Source organism: Pandoraea sp. SD6-2, assembly GCF_000389825.1.
Lineage (GTDB): Bacteria > Pseudomonadota > Gammaproteobacteria > Burkholderiales > Burkholderiaceae > Pandoraea > Pandoraea communis.
In genome coordinates, this window is sequence record NZ_KB944446.1 from 14,787 (window position 1) to 34,056 (window position 19,270).

17 protein-coding genes, 1 tRNA gene and 1 pseudogene are annotated in these 19,270 nt (G+C 61.6%); 15 read left to right on the forward strand and 4 right to left on the reverse strand.

The features are described from left to right. The first annotated feature begins 18 nt into the window (after positions 1–18). Positions 19–108 (forward strand) — tRNA-Ser (locus C266_RS14180). A gap of 165 nt (positions 109–273) precedes the next feature. Here the strand turns inward: C266_RS14180 and C266_RS14185 are convergent. After that, positions 274–1,173: a LysR family transcriptional regulator gene (locus C266_RS14185; RefSeq protein WP_010804301.1), complete on the reverse strand. Its 900-nt coding sequence runs from the start codon at positions 1,171–1,173 to the stop codon at positions 274–276. 103 nt (positions 1,174–1,276) lie between these two features. Here C266_RS14185 and C266_RS14190 point away from each other — a divergent pair, with 103 nt between their 5' ends. Genes C266_RS14190 through C266_RS14210 form a run of 5 tightly spaced genes read left to right on the forward strand, consistent with a single transcriptional unit; the run spans position 1,277 to position 7,213 of the window. Continuing rightward, positions 1,277–2,161: a CoA ester lyase gene (locus tag C266_RS14190; protein WP_010804302.1), complete on the forward strand. Its 885-nt coding sequence runs from the start codon at positions 1,277–1,279 to the stop codon at positions 2,159–2,161. A 50-nt stretch (positions 2,162–2,211) separates the two neighbouring features. After that, entirely contained in the window at positions 2,212–3,417 is a 1,206-nt protein-coding gene (locus C266_RS14195) for a CaiB/BaiF CoA-transferase family protein (RefSeq protein ID WP_010804303.1), read from the forward strand. 51 nt (positions 3,418–3,468) lie between these two features. Further along, a complete protein-coding gene (locus C266_RS14200; protein WP_010804304.1) occupies positions 3,469–4,362 on the forward strand; it encodes an amidohydrolase in 894 nt (297 codons plus the stop codon). Between the two features lie 55 nt (positions 4,363–4,417). Continuing rightward, positions 4,418–5,785, forward strand: a complete 1,368-nt coding sequence (locus C266_RS14205; protein WP_010804305.1) for a short-chain fatty acid transporter — start codon at positions 4,418–4,420, stop codon at positions 5,783–5,785. A 48-nt stretch (positions 5,786–5,833) separates the two neighbouring features. Next, positions 5,834–7,213, forward strand: a complete 1,380-nt coding sequence (locus tag C266_RS14210) for a 2-hydroxycarboxylate transporter family protein (protein ID WP_010804306.1) — start codon at positions 5,834–5,836, stop codon at positions 7,211–7,213. 64 nt (positions 7,214–7,277) lie between these two features. Here the strand turns inward: C266_RS14210 and C266_RS26900 are convergent, their stop codons facing one another. Continuing rightward, a complete protein-coding gene (locus tag C266_RS26900; RefSeq protein ID WP_168162923.1) occupies positions 7,278–7,895 on the reverse strand; it encodes a DUF3841 domain-containing protein in 618 nt (205 codons plus the stop codon). A gap of 260 nt (positions 7,896–8,155) precedes the next feature. Here C266_RS26900 and C266_RS14215 point away from each other — a divergent pair, with 260 nt between their 5' ends. Both C266_RS14215 and C266_RS14220 read left to right on the forward strand, forming a co-directional pair. After that, positions 8,156–8,896: a response regulator transcription factor gene (locus C266_RS14215; protein ID WP_010804307.1), complete on the forward strand. Its 741-nt coding sequence runs from the start codon at positions 8,156–8,158 to the stop codon at positions 8,894–8,896. Further along, positions 8,883–10,325 (forward strand): HAMP domain-containing sensor histidine kinase, encoded by a 1,443-nt coding sequence (locus tag C266_RS14220; protein ID WP_010804308.1) that lies wholly within the window; start codon positions 8,883–8,885, stop codon positions 10,323–10,325. Before C266_RS14215 ends, C266_RS14220 begins: the two co-directional genes overlap by 14 nt. A 5-nt stretch (positions 10,326–10,330) precedes the next feature. Here C266_RS14220 and C266_RS14225 read toward each other — a convergent pair whose 3' ends face one another. Next, positions 10,331–11,107 carry a phosphatase PAP2 family protein gene (locus C266_RS14225; RefSeq protein ID WP_010804309.1) on the reverse strand — a complete coding sequence of 259 codons (777 nt, stop codon included), beginning with the start codon at positions 11,105–11,107 and terminating at the stop codon, positions 10,331–10,333. Between the two features lie 380 nt (positions 11,108–11,487). Here C266_RS14225 and C266_RS14230 point away from each other — a divergent pair, with 380 nt between their 5' ends. The 5 genes from C266_RS14230 to C266_RS26255 all read left to right on the forward strand — a co-directional run bounded on the left by C266_RS14230 (position 11,488) and on the right by C266_RS26255 (position 17,320). Beyond that, complete coding sequence (locus C266_RS14230; RefSeq protein WP_081636292.1) at positions 11,488–12,978, forward strand: alkaline phosphatase family protein; 1,491 nt, start codon at positions 11,488–11,490, stop codon at positions 12,976–12,978. A 115-nt stretch (positions 12,979–13,093) separates the two neighbouring features. Next, a complete protein-coding gene (locus C266_RS14235) occupies positions 13,094–15,433 on the forward strand; it encodes a TonB-dependent receptor (RefSeq protein ID WP_010804311.1) in 2,340 nt (779 codons plus the stop codon). 67 nt (positions 15,434–15,500) lie between these two features. Then, positions 15,501–16,172, forward strand: coding sequence for a MotA/TolQ/ExbB proton channel family protein (locus C266_RS14240; RefSeq protein ID WP_010804312.1), 672 nt, complete (start codon positions 15,501–15,503; stop codon positions 16,170–16,172). Positions 16,173–16,181: 9 nt separating this feature from the next. Continuing rightward, positions 16,182–16,574: a biopolymer transporter ExbD gene (locus C266_RS14245; RefSeq protein WP_010804313.1), complete on the forward strand. Its 393-nt coding sequence runs from the start codon at positions 16,182–16,184 to the stop codon at positions 16,572–16,574. Next, positions 16,571–17,320, forward strand: coding sequence for a TonB family protein (locus tag C266_RS26255; protein WP_010804314.1), 750 nt, complete (start codon positions 16,571–16,573; stop codon positions 17,318–17,320). The genes C266_RS14245 and C266_RS26255 overlap by 4 nt, the downstream gene beginning before the upstream one ends. Positions 17,321–17,453: 133 nt before the next feature. Here the strand turns inward: C266_RS26255 and C266_RS14255 are convergent, their stop codons facing one another. Continuing rightward, on the reverse strand, positions 17,454–17,828 hold the full coding sequence (locus C266_RS14255) for a nuclear transport factor 2 family protein (RefSeq protein WP_010804315.1): 375 nt from the start codon (positions 17,826–17,828) through the stop codon (positions 17,454–17,456). A gap of 166 nt (positions 17,829–17,994) precedes the next feature. Here C266_RS14255 and C266_RS14260 point away from each other — a divergent pair, with 166 nt between their 5' ends. Together C266_RS14260 and C266_RS14265 are read left to right on the forward strand one after the other, a co-directional pair. Continuing rightward, on the forward strand, positions 17,995–18,690 hold the full coding sequence (locus tag C266_RS14260; RefSeq protein WP_036663061.1) for a helix-turn-helix transcriptional regulator: 696 nt from the start codon (positions 17,995–17,997) through the stop codon (positions 18,688–18,690). Between the two features lie 209 nt (positions 18,691–18,899). Then, a pseudogene (locus C266_RS14265) lies at positions 18,900–19,270 on the forward strand (transposase); the annotation flags it as partial.

Sequence of the window (19,270 nt, forward strand, 5' to 3'; positions counted from 1 at the left end):
AGTCGTGCGCAACGCCCCGGAGGCGTGCCAGAGTGGTTTAATGGACTGGTCTTGAAAACCAGCGAAGGGGTAACCCTTCCGTGAGTTCGAATCTCACCGCCTCCGCCAGAATTCTTTGTTTACCGTGGTAGTGGCTACTGACCAATGTCAGTGAGACGCCCCTTCGGCTCCGGATAAGCGCCCCCCCCTCCGGATACCCGAACACCTTGAATTAGAAATTTCCGGCATTTCACGCCCTCCGGTAAATCTGAAGCGGTCATTTGCGTTGCCGCATCATATAACTCCTCCCGCCCCCTTCCGCTCGCTTTCCAGCACCGCATCGGCACAAGCCAGAAAGCCGCCGATCAGACGCCCGCGCGGCGACGCCCGATGCCACAGCACGCCAAATCGACGCGGCTCCGTCTGCACCGGCAACGAGAGCTTTGCGACATTCAGATGGGTCGTTAGCGGCGAAACGATATCCGGCATAAGCGACACACCGAGTCCGCGATCGACCATCATCGCAATCGCCATCAACGAGTTCAGTTCGAACAGTTCGTGCGGCACGATCTTCGCCGCGCGCAGGTATTGATCCGCCTGCTTGCCACCGCCAAGCGAGCGGTCGTACCGAATGAACGGCTCGCGCGCCAGCAAGTCGTGAGGCGCGTGCGCGGAGAGACGTGACGGCGCGAGGACGACGAGCGGTTCTTCGCGCAGCAGATGCCAGTTGTACGCCTTCGGCAACGCGAACGCCGGGTGCAGGCAGACAGCGACGTCCACGTCGCCACGCTGCAGCGCTTCATAGAGTTCCATCGATGTTCCCGCGCGAATCAGCACGTTTGTGTGTGGGAACGATGCCGCAAAACCCGACAAGACATCAGGCACGAGACTCAGCAGTGCGGTCGTAATCGTTCCGATCCGCAATTCGCCCGCCGCTTCGCCTTCCAGCGCAAAAGCCTTCAGTTCCGAGAACTCGCGCACCAGGCCGCGCGCGCGTTCGATCACCCGATGGCCTGCTTCGGTCGGCGTCACCGTACGCCCCGAGCGCACCAGCAACTCGACACCGAGTTCGCGCTCCAGCGCCTGAACCTGCTGCGCGACCGCAGCCGGCGTCACTCCGATCCGGCGCGCGGCTTCCGCCATCGAGCCACTATCGACGATCAGTAAAAGATTGGCCAGAAAGGTGACGTCCATAACGATAGTTTCCCTACCATTTGAAGATAGATACAGATAGTTTATCTAATTTCACCCCGGAATTAGACTGGCTTCCGATAAGTCAGAAACCGAAAGCGAAGACATGAGAAGCAAACTGTTCGTGCCGGCCTCGCGCCCCGAGTTGTTCGCGAAGGCATTCGCGAGCGCCGCCGATGCGCTGTCTTTCGACCTTGAAGATTCGGTCGTCGCCGAGCGCAAACCGCAAGCACGCGTAGAGCTGCGTGAACTGCTGGGCTCCAATCTCGTCACCGGCAAGCAAAAGGTGCTGATAATCCGCGTCAACGCGCTCGACACGCCGCATTTCAGCGCGGATATCAACGCCGTCGCACAACGCGGTCTCGATCTGATCAATCTGCCAAAACCGGAATCCGCCAGCGATGTGCTCGCTGCCGCGGCCGCGCTCGAACGCGCCGAAGCCGCCAATGGCGTAACAACGCCGATCCGGCTGCTGCTCAACATCGAATCGCCGAAGGCGTTTCACCGTGCGGCCGAACTCGCCGCTGCGCATCCGCGCGTCGCGGGTTTGCAACTCGGGCTTGGCGATCTGTTCGAGCCGCTCGGCATTGCGCGTCGTGAACCGTCAGCCATTCAGCAGGCCATGTTCGGCCTGCGCATCGCGGCTGGCGAGGCCGGCGTGTTCGCGTACGACTCGGCCTTCGCCAATATCAAGGACGAAGCAGGTTTTCGTGCCGAGGCGCAACTCGCGCGGTCGATGGGTTTTCTCGGCAAGAGCTGCATTCATCCGAGCCAGATCGCGCTCGCGAACGAAGTCTTCCGCCCTTCCGACGACGACATCGCGCATGCGCTGCGCGTTGTCGAAGCGGCCCAAGAAGCCGATGCGAATGGCGTCGGCGCCTATGTGGTGGACGGCAAGATGATCGATGCGCCGTTCGTTGAACGGGCGCGCGTGCTGGTTCGCGATGCCGCGCGCCTCGGGCTGCTGAACAGGCCACCAGGCAGCCGCTGAACGCCTTGCGCTGCCGAGCCTCCCCCAACCCCATACCGATGGAGCCAATCATGGAACGTTCGTCCCACGCAGCCGAAACCGTCGCAACAGGTCCGCTGGCGGGGATTCGCGTGCTGGACCTGAGCGCCTACATCGCCGGTCCGTACGGCTGTACGCTGCTCGCCGATCAGGGTGCCGAAGTCATCAAGATCGAGCCGCCCTCCGGCGACAACCTGCGTAAGTACCCGTCCACGCTCGAAGCCGAGAGCCGCGCCTTTCTCGGCGTGAATCGCGGCAAGCGCGGTCTCGTGCTGGACCTGAAACAGCCCGAAGCGCTCGACGTGCTAATGCAACTCGTCAAGACCGCCGATGTGCTCGTCCATAACTTTCGCCCCAGCGTGCCTGCGCGCCTCGGCATGACTTACGAGCAGCTTCGCGAGGTCAATTCGCGCCTGATCTATTGCGCGGTCACCGGTTACGGCGAAACCGGTCCGAACAAGGACAAGGCCGGCTACGACCAGGTGCTGCAAACCATGAGCGGCATGTGCATGCTGCAAGGCAAGCGTGGCGGGCCGCCGGAGATCCTGTACGGCTCAGTGGTCGATTACTACGCTGCGGCTATGGTCGCCGCAGGCGTGTCGTCGGCGCTTTTCGAGCGCGAGCGCAAAGGCACGGGACAGTACGTCGGCGTGTCGCTATTGCGCAGCGCGCTGACAATGCAATCCGCGCGGATGATCTGGGCCGAAGGCGAACCGAAGGACATCGGCCGCGATATGCGCTCAGGTGGCATTACCGGCATTCACCCAACCCGCGAAGGCTATCTCTACATCTCCGCGAACACGCCGCATTTCTGGCAAGCACTCTGCGAGAAAACCGGTCTCGACGCGCTCGCGAGCAACGAACGCTACGACTCCGTGCGCAAGCGTGCGCTGCACTGCGACGAAATCGTGCCGCAACTGCATGCGGCACTCGCCGCGCGCAGCGCGCTCGAATGGGAGGCGTTGTTCGGCGATGCTGTACCTTGTGCCGCTGCGCGCAGCATCGAAGACATGTTCGATGATCCGCAGGTGCTGGCCGAAGACATGGTCGCGACCTATGAGTATCCGGGTGTCGGACGTTACCGGGGTTTCCGCCAGCCGATCCGCTTTGGCGACACGACCGCCCCCACGCCGCTCGCCGCGCCCGCATTCGGCCAGCATTCGGATGCCGTACTGCGCGAGTCCGGTTGGAGCGACGATAGGATCGCCGCGCTGCGTGCAAGGCGCGCGGTGCTGTAAGCGGACTTTCGGTGACGCATGGGTATCGCGCGACATAGAACGGAGACGACGATGGACACGCCACAGCGCAACGATAACGCGCAACTGCCGCATAACAGAGCGCCGGCAGGTGCGTGCGATTCGCACATGCACATCTACGACCGCCGCTTCCTCGCGGATGGCGCGAATCAGGCGAACTTCCCCGAGCACGCGACCGTCACCGACTATCTCGACGTGCAACGCAGAACCGGCACCCAACGCACAGTCGTCGTGACGCCGCGTAATTACGGCACGGACAACCGCGTCACGCTCGACGCGATCCAGCGCCTAGGCCAAGACCGGACACGCGGTGTCGCGGTGCTGACGCCAGCGGTCACCGATAAGGAACTCGCCGCGCTCCACGACGGCGGCGTTCGCGGCATCCGCTTCACGCTGTACACACCCGCCCACGCCGCCGTCACCTTCGAGATGGTCGAGCCGCTCGCGCGACGTGTCGCGGAACTCGGCTGGCACGTGCAACTGCACTGGACCGCCGCACAGATCGTCGAGCATCGGGCGATGCTGGCGCGCCTGCCTTCGAGCATTGTGTTCGATCATCTGGCGCGTCTGCCGATGCCCGACGGTGCGTCGCATCCGGCGTTCGGCATCGTGCGCGATCTGGCCGATTCCGGTCGTGTCTGGGTCAAGCTTTCCGGGCCGTATCTCGACTCCGTGGCGGGCATCGCCAACGACTACGCAGACATCACCCCGACCGTGCGCGCGTGGATCGACACGCTTCCCGAGCGCCTCGTGTGGGGCAGCGACTGGCCGCACACGACCGAATCGCACAAGCCCGACGACGCGCGGCTGTTCGATCTGCTCGGCACATGGACCGGCGACGATGCCATTCGCGACCGTATTCTGGTCGACAACGCCGCGACGCTATACGATTTCCCCCCTCGAACGGATTCGGCCACCACAGCCTGAATCCCCCCGAACGCGCATAGAACGCGTCACCTACAAGATTCCTCGGAGACACAAGATGAAACCCGTAGCCGCTGCCCCGCTAACCGTACGCAAGACTCGCTTCACAGAAGCGACCATCCGGCTTTTCGAACGGACCATCCCGGACCCGTTCGTGCTCGCCATCCTGATCACCGTCGTGGTCGCCCTGCTATCGGTGGCGTTCGCGCCGCATGCGTCGGCCTCGCACCTGATCGGCGGGTGGTACAAGGGCTTCTTCAATATTCTGACCTTCGCTTTTCAGATCACGCTAGTCCTCGTGACCGGTCATGCATTCGCGCATGCGCCGCTTGTGCAGCGTATGTTCAAGGCGCTGGTATCGGTCGCGCGCACGCCTGTGCAGGCGGCGACGCTCACGTTCGTACTCGTCGCGATTGCGTCGTTCTGCAACTGGGGCCTGGGGCTCGTGGTCAGCGCGTTGCTCGCGCGCGAAGTGGCAAAACGGATGCGAGTGGATTTCGCGTGGATCGTCGCAGCGGGTTTTTCCGGCTGGGTCGTGTGGGCAAGCGGCATTTCGAGTTCCATCGTACTCGCGCAATCCACGCCCGGTGGCGCGATGAACGTCGTGCAGAAGCTGACCGGACAGGTGCTGCCGTTCAGCAACACGGTGTTCACTAGCTTCAACCTCGTGCCGACGATCGTCATGCTGATCGTGATGCCGTTCGTGTTCGCGTGGCTCAAACCGTCTGACGAAGACGCAGTCGTGCTCGACACGGAGGCGCATCCCGACGCTCCGCCACGCAAACGCCCGGCCGGCAAGCTGAGTTTCGCGCGCTGGATCGAACATTCGTGGCTTGGCAGCGCCTTCATTGGTGCTGCGGGCATTGCGTTTCTGATTCTCGCGCGCGTCGAACATCTGGCATTTTCAGGCGTGAACGCGGTGATATTCGTGATGTTCATCGCCGGCGTGGTCCTGCATGGCTATCCGCTCGCCTATGCGGACGCCGTCAAGAATGCGGCAAAGCAGACCGGTTCGATGATGCTTCAGTACCCGTTGTACGGCGGAATCATGGGGATGATGGACGCGACCGGATTGCCGGACGTGATCTCGCATTTCTTCATCGCTATCTCGAATGCGCACACGTTGCCGTTCTGGAGCTATGTGTGCTCGCTGATCGTCACGTTCTTCATTCCGAGCGGTGGCGGTCACTGGGCCGTCCAGGGACCATTCGTTGTGCCGGCCGCAATCGCGCTGCACGCGTCGGTGCCGGCGACCACGATGGCAGTCGCGATGGGCGAGCAGGTGTCGAACATGCTGCAGCCGTTCTGGGCCGCCCCAGTCGTCGCGATGGCGGGTATTGGCGTGCAGCGCGTACTCGGCTTCACCGTAATGACCTTCGTGGTAGGCGCACTCGTGTACGGCGCCGCGCTGCTGCTACTCGTATAACGATCGATAGCGCCCTCACCGGCTACAACTATGAGCGGAGACAATTCGATGAAAGCAGTGATAACGCAGCAAGGCACTCCCGGACCGAATTCAACGGCAGCAACGGCAACGGATTCGTCGCCCGGCCCCGCAGCATTGAAGGATCGCTGGTGGGCGATCTTCGATACACGTATCGGATCGTTGCCGGCGCCGGTCTACTTCGTGCTGCTCGCAGTGCTTGCGGCGATGACCCTGCGCGGTAAGCTGCCGTCAGATCTGCCGACCGGTATTGCACTCGTTGCAGTCGGTGGCTTCACATGCGCCGAGCTCGCAAAGCGCATTCCATGGATTCGCCACATCGGCGCCACGTCTATCTTCGCGGCGTTCATTCCGTCGATGCTCGTCTACTATAAGGTGATGCCGGCGCCGGTCGTCAAGGCCGTCACCGACTTCACCAAGTCGTCGAATTTCCTCTATCTGTTCATCGCCGCAATCATTGTCGGCAGCGTACTCAGCATGGACCGCGAGACGCTGATCAGGGGCTTCGCGCGCATCTTCATTCCGGTCGCCATAGGCTCCATTGCGGCGGCATGCGTCGGTACCGGGGTCGGCGTCGCACTTGGCATGGACCTCCGGCACGCATTGTTCATGGTCGTGGTTCCAATCATGGCCGGCGGTGTGGGTGAAGGCGCACTGCCGTTGTCGGCGGGCTATGCGCAGATCATGGGTGTCGAACAGGGACCGCTGTTCGCGCAAGCGCTGTCCGCCGTGATGCTCGGCAATATCGCCGCCATTTGTTGCGCAGGCCTGTTGAGCTATCTCGGAACACGCAAGCCGCATTGGACGGGCAACGGCCGTCTGACCGTCGCGAACCGTGCCGACGACGCAGCAATACGCAACGCGCCACAATCGTTCGAGGTCGACGTGAGTTCTGTTGCCGCTGCGGGTGCCACGGCGATTGCGCTGTATCTGCTCGGCGTGCTCAGTCATCAACTGTTCGACTGGCCCGCGCCGGTTGTGATGCTGATTCTGGTGGTCGCTGCGCAACTGTTCCAGGTCGTGTCACCGCGCGTTCGCGGCGGCGCGCGCTTCATGTATGGTTTCTTCTCGACCGCGGTGACGTATCCACTCATGTTCGCAATCAGCGTCGCAATGACACCATGGGGTGAAATCGTCACGGCATTTCACTGGGTCAATATCGTCACCGCGGTTTCAACGGTGCTGACGCTCGTGGTGACGGGTTTCGTCGTCGGCAGACTGGTCGGCATGTATCCGATCGAGGCCGCGATCGTCAATGCAACGCATAGCGGCCTGGGTGGCACAGGCGATGTCGCGATTCTGACCGCCGCCAATCGAATGGAATTGATGCCGTTTGCGCAGATTGCGACACGTATCGGCGGCGCCGTCACGGTAATGATGGCGCTTGCCGCTTTTGCATGGATTCACTGATTTCGTTCGCGCCGGCGGCCTCGTCGGACAGTCTGTTGGCGCACCATTTGCACCACGCTCACCCTCACGCGAAAGAAGAACGACAGGATGGCGTATCGGTGCCGATTGCATCGGCAAAACGCCTGAACTGGACGCCCTCTCCGCCCAATTCAACACGATGAACTTGTCTCAGCCATTCTTTTCGGACAATAGGCAGTGTTGCTTGAACCAGGTCATCTTCGACGGACGTAAGATCAACGCCAAAAACTCGATGCGCTTTCTCGTCATCTTCCAACCGTGTCATTTCCAAAATGCAGTTACTCTCATCCGCCAGTGACGGAAAGTAAACCCAATCACACCATTGGTGGTAATCGGAGAGTAAATACTGGTCATCGGGGCACGCTAGCGAAAGCAATACGATGTTATTTTCAGCAAGCTGCGAGAGACTGAGAAGCTGCGTCGCAACCGCGCTATCAGGCGCTTTCCCAGCCGCGCAACACGAGTGCCATGCCCAGATTGGAGGCGCATCCCCACAATCCAATCCGTAATTTCCCATTACTCGACACATGTACCGATACGCTTCCTCGCAAGCCGGATCGATATTCTTCCAATCCCCGTACACCACGCCATCTCGCAGCAAGGCGTTTAATTGCGCAATATGTTGAAACGTCCATAACTGCGTGTGACTGTCCACTGTCGGCATAGGTATTTTTCCCATAGAGAAGCAACTTTGACTTGGACGCGCACAGTATCGCGCAGAAGGTGGGGCAGCCCCTTTCATCGGGCCGCTCGGTACTTCGCCAGGGAGCCCAAGGGAAGTACCGTTTCGGCAACGATCGTCAACACGAGTTCCGCATCGCAATAGCCGCCAGCGCGGCCATCGCTGCGATCGCTCACACCGTCACGGTTTGTTCACGCAAATGCCATATAGTCATGTGTTCCCCTTCGATCTGAACGCGAGCTATGGGCACAATCGCCACGAACGCCGACAAACCCTACACCGCCCGCTCGGCCTCGTCCGTCCATCGCATTCTCGTCGTTGAGGACGAAGCCAAGGTCGCCCACGAACTTGTTTCCGCGCTTGGAGAGCACGGATTCACGGTCGAACTTGCACGTGCCGGCGGAGAGGGATTGCAACGCCTGCTGCACGGCCAGTACGACTGCGTCGTTCTCGATCGTCTACTGCCTGAAATCGACGGCATGTCGATCCTCGCCACGGCCCGCAACGTCGGTATCAAGACACCTGTCCTGGTGCTCTCCGCACTGGGCGCCGCCGATGAACGTGTGCGCGGCCTGCGTAACGGCGCCGACGACTACCTCACGAAACCCTTCAGCTTCGACGAACTGACGGCGCGTATCGATGTGCTGCTCCGTCGGCATAGCGATACGGACACCGGCGCCAGCCTGCGTGTGGGTGACCTGCACCTCGATCGAGACAACGGCACCGTGACGCGCGCAGGCGTGCCCGTCTCACTGAAGCCTCGCGAGATGCGCCTGCTCGAGTATCTGATGCGCAACGCCAATCAGGTCGTCACGCGTGCGCTGTTGTTCGAATCTGTATGGAAATACCAGCACGACGTGCAGACCAACGTCATCGACGTCCATATCGCGCGCTTGCGCAAGAAGATTTCACTCGATGGCGCATGCTCGGCCATGATCGACACCGTTCGCGGTACCGGCTACGTCCTCCATGCCGACGACTGAACGCAGCTTTTTGCGCAGTCTGTGGGGCGCAGGCCCCATCTTCGCGATCTTCATCGTGTCGGTCGTCTCGCTGTTCGCGGTGGTCTACTGGCTCACGATGGGCTACCTCACGGATCTCGTCGACGCCCGGCTGCAACGCGAAAGCAACCAGCTTATCCGTCGCACGGCGGCCGACGCACGGGCCAATATCTCGGAACGCAGCCGTCGCGACGCCGCCAATGTGCGCCCCTACGGCCTGTTCACCGCCAGCGGTCAGCGGCTGGCCGGGAATATCGATGTGCTGCCAAAGGATGTGCCCGACTGGAAAGCCTATCGCTACACGCAGACCGTCGTCGATAAGGAAGGCCAGGCGTGGGCACGCCCCTACCGCGCAATGATCGCCACTATGCCCGACGCCAACCGGGTAATCGTCGGGCAGGCCGTCGACGATATCGACCGCTTTGATCATATGCTGGTGCGCGTCGCCACCGGCGGCCTGCTCGCGACGATTCTGCTCGGCGCCCTGTGTGGATATGCATTGCATCGCGCGGCAAACCAGCGCGTTCGTCAGTTGCGGGAGTCGTGTCAGGACATCATTTCCAGTCACTTTACGCGCCGTCTTCCGACAAGTGGCCGTCGCGACGACATCGACCTGCTCGTGGGCTTCGTCAACACGATGCTCGACGACATCGAGCGCCTCGTATCGGAACTACGTGACGTGTGCGCATGGATTGCTCACGATCTGCGAACACCGATGACGAGCCTACGCGCAGGGCTGGAGCGCGTGCGCCGTGGCGCAACCTCCGTCGGCGATTACGATGCGGCGGTCGAGCGTGCCCTTGAGCAGACCGACCACGTGCTCGATCGCTTCTCAGCCCTGCTTCGCATCGCTGAAATCGACGCTCACGCCCGCCGGGAGAACTTCCGTCTGGTCGACCTCGCCCGCATTGTCGAAGATGTCGTGGATCTCTATGAGCCGCTTGCCGAAGCGCGCGCGGTGACGTTGACCGTGCAAACGCAACGCAGCGCTCCCGTGCTTGGCGACAGCGATCTGATCTTCGGCGCGATTCAGAACCTGCTCGACAACGCATTGAAATTCACCCCGTCGGGTGGCACCGTGCACTTGCGTGTCATGGCAACGCTGCAACACGCCATGGTGGAGGTGTGTGACACCGGTCCGGGCATTGCCAGCATCGAGCGCGACGCCGTTCTGCGGCCGTTCTATCGTGGCGCGGGCGTAAGCGGCATGCCAACGCCCGGCCACGGATTAGGGCTGAGCGTCGTCGCGGCAACGGCCCGCATTCATAGCGCCGTCATGCGAATCGACGACGCCCAGCCCGGCTGCCGCGTCGCGTTGCGTTTCGCAGCGGCACCGGCCGTCCACCCAACATCCGACGCTTCGCCCGCGCCTGCGTGCGAGACCCACTCGACCGGCATCGCGAGCGCCTGACCTGTTTATCGCAACGGCGGCAGTCCCAATGCTTCGCGCGTCTCGCGCGTCGCCTTGACGAGATCGTCCCGAAACGACGGATTGGCAAGCATGGCAGAGGCAATCACGGTGCCGCTCACCTTGCCGGCCTCGACATCGCTCACATAGTGCACGCCGCCCAACGCTCGGCCCTGCGCGTAAGCATCGGCGCGGGAGAAAATTTCCGCGCGCTTCTCCGGGACGATCTCGGCAAGCACCACGGCAGTCAGATAGGCGAACGTCGCGTGTCCGCTCGGGTAGCTCGGTGAAGTGCCTTCAGTGACGATGCCAGGATGCACCTCGGCGCTGACGTTGTACGGACGCGGACGTTTCCAGTAATCCTTCGCCACCTTGAGCGGGGCAGCGCCCTCCTTCGCCAGACGCTTGAAAAACATCTCCGTGAACGGCAGCCGGTCCGCGCGGAAGCCCGCACCGACAACATCTGCAAAGCGGAACACGCTCTTGTGCGTGTCGCCGTCGGCAAGCGCCAGTTGCGCAGCAGTGCGTGAGTGTTGCAGCACCAGCACCTGACGCAGATCGTCTGCCTGAGTGACGCTGCCGGGCGCGGGGGGCGGCGCGACAAGCACGGTCAGATCCGGGGCCATCGCGGCCAGATAGCCGGCGTTAACAACATCGCCCCCGGTTGTGGCATTTACCTCAGGTGCCACAGATGTCGTGGCGCCCACATGCACCGCGTGCAGCGCACAAAGAAGCAGTGCTGCGGATGCGAAGGCGCGTCTATTGCGCGTTAAGACAGAAAGCATTGGTTCATTCCTTCGGGGATCGAATGGTCGAGTCAGTCATCGCGATCGACACAGGAAGGTCGATCGGTTCATGAACGCAAGGAGGCTACGAGCCATCCGTGACTCGGCAAAGGCGCAAACCTTTCCACCCGGACAGGTTCACAAAGCGCCGCAAGTGCTGCCTCACGCGGCCTGCCTCGCTGGGAGGCCCCCACAGCGATAGCCTCTCCATCAATTTCAAAACGTTTGGCGATACGGTGGCCGAATCCGGCGTTCATGTTGGCAAGCTTTGCTTCATCTGTGCATCACGGGCATCCCCTACAGTTCGCCTCGCTGACCACCGGCGAGTACGCCGGTCCATTCAACCGAGCCCCCTGCGCCGACGAAGCACGATCCCCACAATGCCGACGACTTTTCGCATTACCCCAACTTTGGCGCTCGCTTGCGCCATGCTGGTTCCGGTGGCGGCGTATGCCGACCACCCCACCCGCCTCTCGCCGGCTGAGCGCGTCCTGCTGATCAGCATTGACGGCATGCACGACCAGGATCTGGCACGCTACGTAGCGTCGCATCCAGGGTCTGCACTCGCCTCCCTCGCCCGTCACGGCGTGACGTACCGAAACGCACTGACACCCGTGCCGTCCGATTCGTTCCCAGGGATGGTGGCGCTCGTCAGCGGCGCCAGCCCCGCCACGTCCGGGGTGTACTACGACGACAGCTTCGACCGCAAGCTCGTACCGGCCGGCGAATCCTGCACGACGGCTCGCGGCCCCGGCGCCGAAGTCGTCTACGACGATTCGATCGATCACGATCCGAAACGCATCGACGGCGGCGGCGCCATCGAAGCCACCCGTTTGCCGCGCGACCCGGCTCGCCACTGTGCACCGGTCTACCCGCATGACTATATGCGCACGAACACCGTCTTCGAAGTCGTGCGCGCCGCCGGTGGTCGCACCGCCTGGGCAGACAAACATCTCGCCTACGACTTCGTGCACGGTCCAAGCGGACAAGGGGTCGACGATCTCTATACGCCGGAGATCGCTGCCGTCGGCGAGAAACTCGCCGCCTTCCCGGCCTACGACAACTTGAAGGTCGACGCGTTGCTCCATCAGATTGAGGGCCGCGACAGCGGTGGCAGCGGGTCGCCGGGCGTACCGCGTTTGTTCGGCATGAATTTTCAGCAGTTGAGCGTGGCGCAGAAGTCGGGCGACGGCTACCGCGATGCGCATGCCATGCCGGGAGACGCGATCGGCAAGGCACTTGACCAGATCGACGGCTCGCTGCAACGCCTGCTCAGCGCGCTGGCCGCACGTCATCTCGAGACCTCCACGCTTGTCGTGATTGCCGCGAAGCATGGTCAATCGCCGATCACGCCAGGACAACTTCGCCGAATCGACGGCAAGCGCGTGCTCGACGTCGTCGCGCAAAGCGCCCCGGGTGCCCTGGCCAAAGCCACGCTCGACGACGTCGGCTTGCTGTGGCTCAAACAGCCTCGCACGACGCAGACTATCGTCAAGGCGCTGCGAGCCAACGCCAAAGCGCTGGGCATCGAACACGTGTATGCGGGCAATGACATGCCGGAGGGCTGGGGGCGCATCGGTCGGGACAGCCGTATGCCGGATATCGCCATCGAGACGACGTACGGCGTCATTTACACGCACGGCACGAAGGTCGCCGAGCACGGCGGTTTTCATGACGACGACCGCCACGTCGCGCTGCTGATTTCCCGTCCGGACATTGCAGCACAGGAGGTCGATGCGCCGGTCTCGACGCGTCAGGTCGCCCCGACGCTTCTTCAGGCGCTGGCGCTCAAGCCTGGCGCGCTCGACGCCGTGCGCCGCGAAGCCACCGCCCCGCTGCCCGGCATTGTTTTCCGCACAACGGCCGACTGAGGCGCCGTCGCGCCCCAACACCGACTTATCACGACTCACCACGACTTAACACGATGTATCAGGGCCGCCGGCCATCTTTGGCCGGCACAACTTCCAAAGAGAACGCACCCAAGCCATGAAACTTCAGACGTTGCGTAACCCGCGCCATGCGCATCCTGCTCGTCCCGTCCGTCTTGCCTTCGCCCTTAGCGCGCCACACCTGACGCTCACCGCCATCGCGCTAGCGGTGCTGGCAAGCACAGCTCATGCCCAGAGCGCCTCGCCAATCACCGACATTGGCGATGTCTCCGCCTCCGATATCGGTGCCCCCGTCAACGTCACGGCCACCAAGTCGCGTAAGGCACCGACAGAGGCCGCCGCAAAAGCGCTCACGCAAGCGCCACTCGAAGCGACTTCGCCGCAAACGCAGATCAGTAGCGACTACATCGCCAATCAGATCAACCCGCAGGCCGACTACGGCACTATTCTGCGCATCGCGCCGAGCTACAGCAGCTCGTCGCCGAACGGCCTTGGCCTGTCGGAAGCGAAGAACCAGACACTGCGCGGTTTTCCGGACGGGCAGTTCAACGTAACGTACGACGGCATTCCGTTTGGCGACACCAACGACTTCTCGCACCATACGACCTCGTACTTCCCGGCGGCGACCATCGGCGGTGTCACCATCGATCGCAGCCCGGGCAACGCCACAACACTCGGTTACGCAACCTTTGGCGGCTCGGTCAACCTGTTCTCGCCCACGCTCAGCCCGACGCGCAAGATCGAGTACTCGCAAACCATCGGCTCGCACGCAACGTGGCAGGAGAACCTCGGCGTGACGACGGGCATCATGCCCGGCCTGCTCGACTCGAACATCTTCCTGAACGTCCAGCGCACCGACTCGAACGGCGCGTTGAGCAACAGCGGCTTACGCAACACGAACATCTTCCTCAAAGGCGTAACGCCGATCGGCAGCAGCACGCTCGTGACGTGGGTCTACGCGTACGACAAGATTCACTTCAATAACCCGGGCGGCGCCACGCTCAACCAGGTGGCCCAGAACGGCTACAACTACGGCCTGAACGGCGACCCGAAGAGCCCGAACTACTGGGGCTACAACTATCAGGACAAGAACACCGAGTTCGCCTACCTCGACGTCAAACACGACTTCGACAGCGGGTGGAGCCTGAACAACAAGCTCTACACGTACTACTACTACAACCTGAGCCACGAACTGAACGGCGACAACACGTCGTCGCCACTCTCCGCATTGAGTGCTGCCAAACCCTTCTCTGCGGGGCAATCGGGTTCCGACATTGCCGGCGCGCTGAAGCTCAACGAGTACCGAACGTACGGGGACACGCTGAGTGCGACGCACACCGGCACCTACGGCACGTTCACGGGCGGCTTCTGGGTCGAGCACACGCGCAATCCGCGCAATCGCTTCGCGTACGACGCCACGACCGGCCAGTCGGTCAAACAGAACGCCACCTACGGCAACACCTACTACGACATGGTCGATGAGGTGAACACCGCTCAGGCGTTCTCGCAGTACGCATGGAAAGCGACAGATGCACTGACCGTCACACCGGGCATCCGCTACCAACACTTCGAGCGCTCGTTGTCGGCCAGCGTGTTGCAGAACAACCTGCCCGGGACGTCGGCTAGCAAGTCGTGGAACAGCGTGCTGCCAAGCCTGGACGTCAACTATCGCTTCACGTCGCTGTGGTCGGGCTATGCACAGGTCTCGCGCGGCGCGCTCGGGCCGAACCTGAACACGTTGTACTCCGCCAATCCGGCGGGCAACAACAACGTCAATCCGCAAACGTCGATGGCGTACCAGATCGGCACGGTGTTCAAGGCGGATCGCTTTACGTTCAATGCGGATGCCTACCTCATCGAGTTCAGCAACTACATCACGAAGAATGGTTCGGGGGCGAACGCCACCTACTTCAACGCCGGCGGCGTGCGCTACACCGGCGTCGAAGCCGAAGGCAACGTGTTGCTCGGCAGCGGCTTCTCGTTCTACGCGAACGGATCGCTTAACAACGCCACGTACACGCAGGACGGCACGGGCTCGCAGATCTGGAAATCGGGTCAGCGAATTTCGTTTGTCCCGCAGTACACGGCCGCCATCGCGCTCAATTTCGATCAGGGGCCGTGGCACGCGGGCATCAACACCAAGTTCGTCGGCTCGATGTATCAAGGCAGCAACGGGGCGGCTGACGGCTCGATCTACAAGGTCGGCCCGTATAACGTCACAAGCATGATGATCGCGCGCGACTTTACCAACCTCAGCTCGGTACTCAAGAAGGTTCGCGTGTCGTTCGGCATCGACAACCTGTTTGACACGCATCGCATTACCGACAACCTCGGACCCGCCGCGACCGATACCAGTAAGGGGACCGACGCGAACCAGTTCCTCTACTACTTCGTGCCTGGCCGCAGCGTCTACGTCAACCTGCGCGCCGAGATCTGATCGGCACCCCAATCACCGGCCGCATGATCATGCGGCCGGCGTTCATTTCTGCGGAAGGGAATTTTTCATGAATCTGACTCAATTCAATCAACTGGCGATGTCCTCGGGTGGCACGCTCTATCTCATGGCGCTGCTGGCATTCGTCGGCATCACGGTGATCGTCGATCGCGGTTTGCGCCTGCGCCGGACGTTCCGCCGCGGCCAGCGCATTGTCGAGGCTGTGAGCGCACTGCCCGTCGTCGACGTACACGACGCCGACGAATTGCGCGCGGCTGCCGCGGGCTTGCCGCACGGCCATCTGCTCGACACGTACGCACACAATCTCAAACGCTCGCACGACGGCGATATGGAAGCCGCCATCGACGAAGCGATCTACCTGGAAGTGCCGGGCATCGATCGCGGCCTGTGGGTGCTCGATACGGTCATCACCGTTGCGCCGCTGCTGGGCTTGTTCGGCACGATCGTCGGCATGTTCCACGCGTTCGACGTGCTCGGCGCGTCCGGCGGCGATCCCACGCGCGTGACGTCGGGGGTGGCAGAAGCCCTGATCGCGACCGCATGCGGTCTGGCGATCGCCATGAGCCATTTGTGGTTCTTCAACGGCATGCAAGACACCGTGCGTCAGACGGTCCATCAAATGGATACGCTCAAGCGTCTGCTGCTCAACCGGCATTACGTTGCGAAGCAGGCCCAGGAGCCGGCGGGTGTGGTGCTGCGTCACGAACGTGCTTCGGCCTGAGAGTCTGCGATGCGATATTTCGAAACGAAAAAAACCCGCATCGAAGTCGTGCCGATGATCGACATCATGTTCTTCCTGCTGGTGTTCTTCATCATGATCACGCTCAAAATGATGCCGTCGGTGGGCATGTCGGCCAAGTTGCCGGGAAGCTCGACCGCGCAAGACCTGCCGCACCCCAAAGTGCTCGTTGCGTTGCATGCGGACGGTAGCGTCGAAGCCGATCACCAACCGGTCACGCTTGACGCCCTGACTGCCAGCCTGCGCGCGCATGACCCTGAGCATACGGTGGTCACCATCGCCAGTGAAAAGACCGCCAACGTCCAGCAGTTGACCCGTTTGATGGACGCCTGCCGAACGGCGGGTGTGACGCAGATCGGGATTGCGACGAAAGAGGCATCATGATGACGATCGACGTGGCCAACGCCCTCCCCTCGCGCAATGCGACGTCCCCGATGACGCCGCACACCGGGCGCTGGCCCTGGCGGGCCATGGCGGTAGCGTTAGCGGTGGAGGCGATCCTGTTGGGGGTGACGACAGGATGGCTCGCCAGTGGCACGCCGACCCCGCAAACGGTTAGCACCGATGCCCCGGTGATGCTATCGATGCTCGTGCCGGAACCGGAAGCGACGCCCACGCCGGCCCCCAAACCCGCCGAGCCTGCCAAGTTGCCTTTACCGCCCCTCAAGCGCGAAGTCGTACCGAAACCTGACACGTCGCACGTCCGCAAGCCGGCGCAGGTGCCTCGCGCGACAGCAAATGTCGAAGCGCCACCGATCGAGACGGTGAGCGGTGCGGACGCCCCACCAGCGCCGTCCGCAGCTCCCCCAGCCTTGCCCCCCGCACCGCCAGTAGCCACCAGTTCCGGTCCCGACGAGCGGTTCGTTGCCAAGTTGCGCGCGGCCGTGCAGGCGGCTGTCGTCTATCCGGCGGCGTTACGGGGAATGGGGCTGGCGGCAAGCATAGACGTCGAGTTCGTCTATATGGACGGAAGGGTTTCGAACGTACACGTCACCCACCCAGGGCGTGTTGCAACACTCGATGAAGCCGCCATTGCCGCAGTGCAACGGGCCGCGATGCCCTCTGCGCCGCCGAGTCTGGCGGGGACGCCACATGCGTTCAAAGTGCGTGTCATATTTAGAGAAACGTGAGGCTTGGGGCGTGAGGTCCGATGGCGTACCTGGATTGCCTGCGAACCATGGTAAGCCACCGCCTCCGCCAGTTTTCCTTGCTCACCCCGGTAGCAGCGACTGACTTTTGCGGACGGTGCTCCGCAAGTGCACGCTAGGGATTGATCGTTTCCGCGTGGTGAAAAATTTTTGCGACAATCATCCAGCGCTGGTCGAATTTAAGCAGGTTAAGGTTGTCGACGTAGACCTTCTCGAAGATGCGAACGCGAACCTGCGCAAACGCGATTTCGGATGACAGCACCCCGATCTGCAGAATTTCATCCACGCGCGGTTGCTGCACGCTCTTTGGCGGCGTTCGAGCGGCGATCTCTTCACGGTACTGGGCAAATGGGCGCAGGTTGAACTCGCCATTCTTCATGGTGAAAAGTGAGCTGGACGGATGAAATACCTGATCGAATTTTTTCAGATCACATTCGTACATCACGTCGAAGTAGGTTTGCAAAGCATGCTGAATGCTGTCGGTTTCCATGTCGCGTTCCTTCCTGCATGAGTGAAATGTGTGAAGTGTTGTTCTCGCGTGCGGCAATGAGCCAGTCCGTAGACTGGCTCGACCTAATCACAGGGCAATTCCGCAAGGGATGGTAGTGCTAGTATCGACGAAACAAACTCGCGAACGTTTCATCGGACGATGAACTATGGACGACGCGCCTGATATCGCACGGGTCGCCAGACTCCTCGCTGACACAGCACGCACGAGAATCGTGTGGACATTGATTGACGGATCGGCTCGCCCGGCGGGCGAGTTGGCTTATCAGGCAGGCATATCGGCGCAATCGGCCAGCGCCCATTTGACGAAACTGGTCGGGGGCGGCTTGCTGGCCGTTGAAGCACAAGGGCGCCATCGCTATTTCCGAATTGCCAACACCGAAGTGGCATGCATGATCGAGAGCATGGCTGCGCTGGCATCGGGGACGGAGTTAGGTCTGCCACAGTGCCTTGGATCAACGCGCTCGCCGACCGAAGCATTCATGCATGCCCGAACCTGCTACGACCATCTGGCAGGAGAACTCGCGGTGGGCGTACTCGCGTCGATGACGAGGGCGCGTTGGTTGCGACGCAACGGTGCCGAACTAGTCGCTACCCGGCTCGGCGAGCAGCAGTTGGGCGCGCTTGGCATTGATCTGGCTTCTGCGCAGGGAGAACGTCGCGTGTTCGCTCGGCCATGTGCCGACCTTACGCAGCGGCAACCGCATCTGGGCGGCGCGCTAGGGACGCATATGCTCAGACTCTACATCGATCAGAACTGGATCGTGCGCTCGCCGAAGTCTCGTCTTGTCAGCATCACCCCAAAGGGAAACGAGATGTTTCGTAAGCTTCTGGGACTGGCATGAAGCTCACGTTTTTTTATCCATGTGAATTCGGTCGATGACGTTTCTCCGTCTTCGCCCTATGTGCGCATCATGCGAGGTATCGAACTTTGCCTCTTCGAGCCGCCGGATCGAGCGACGCATCCGGTCAATGATCTGCAATGAGAAATCTGGACCACCTGGGACGTTAGTTTTTCGGCAAACTTAACCCTTGGAAAAAGGAGGGGTTTGCTATGAAACGCAAGCGCTTTTCAGTCGAGCAGATTGTGGCGGTACTGAAGCAGGCCGAGTTGGGCATGCCGGTGGCCGATCTCATCCGTCACGTCGGTATTTCGGAGCAGACGTTTTATCGCTGGAAAAAGCAATACGCGGGTATGCAGTCAGACCAGGTACGTGAGCTCAAACAGTTGCAAGACGAGAACGCACGGCTCAAGAAGCTAGTGGCCGAGCTAAGCCTGGACAAGGCCATTCTGCAGGATGTTGCTTCAAAAAAGTGGCCCGGCCCGCGCTGAGGAAAGACGTGGTGGATTACGTGATAAGCCACTATGGATTGACGATGAGGCGGGCCTGTCGTTTGGTGAAGCAACCTCGCAGCACGCAGTAC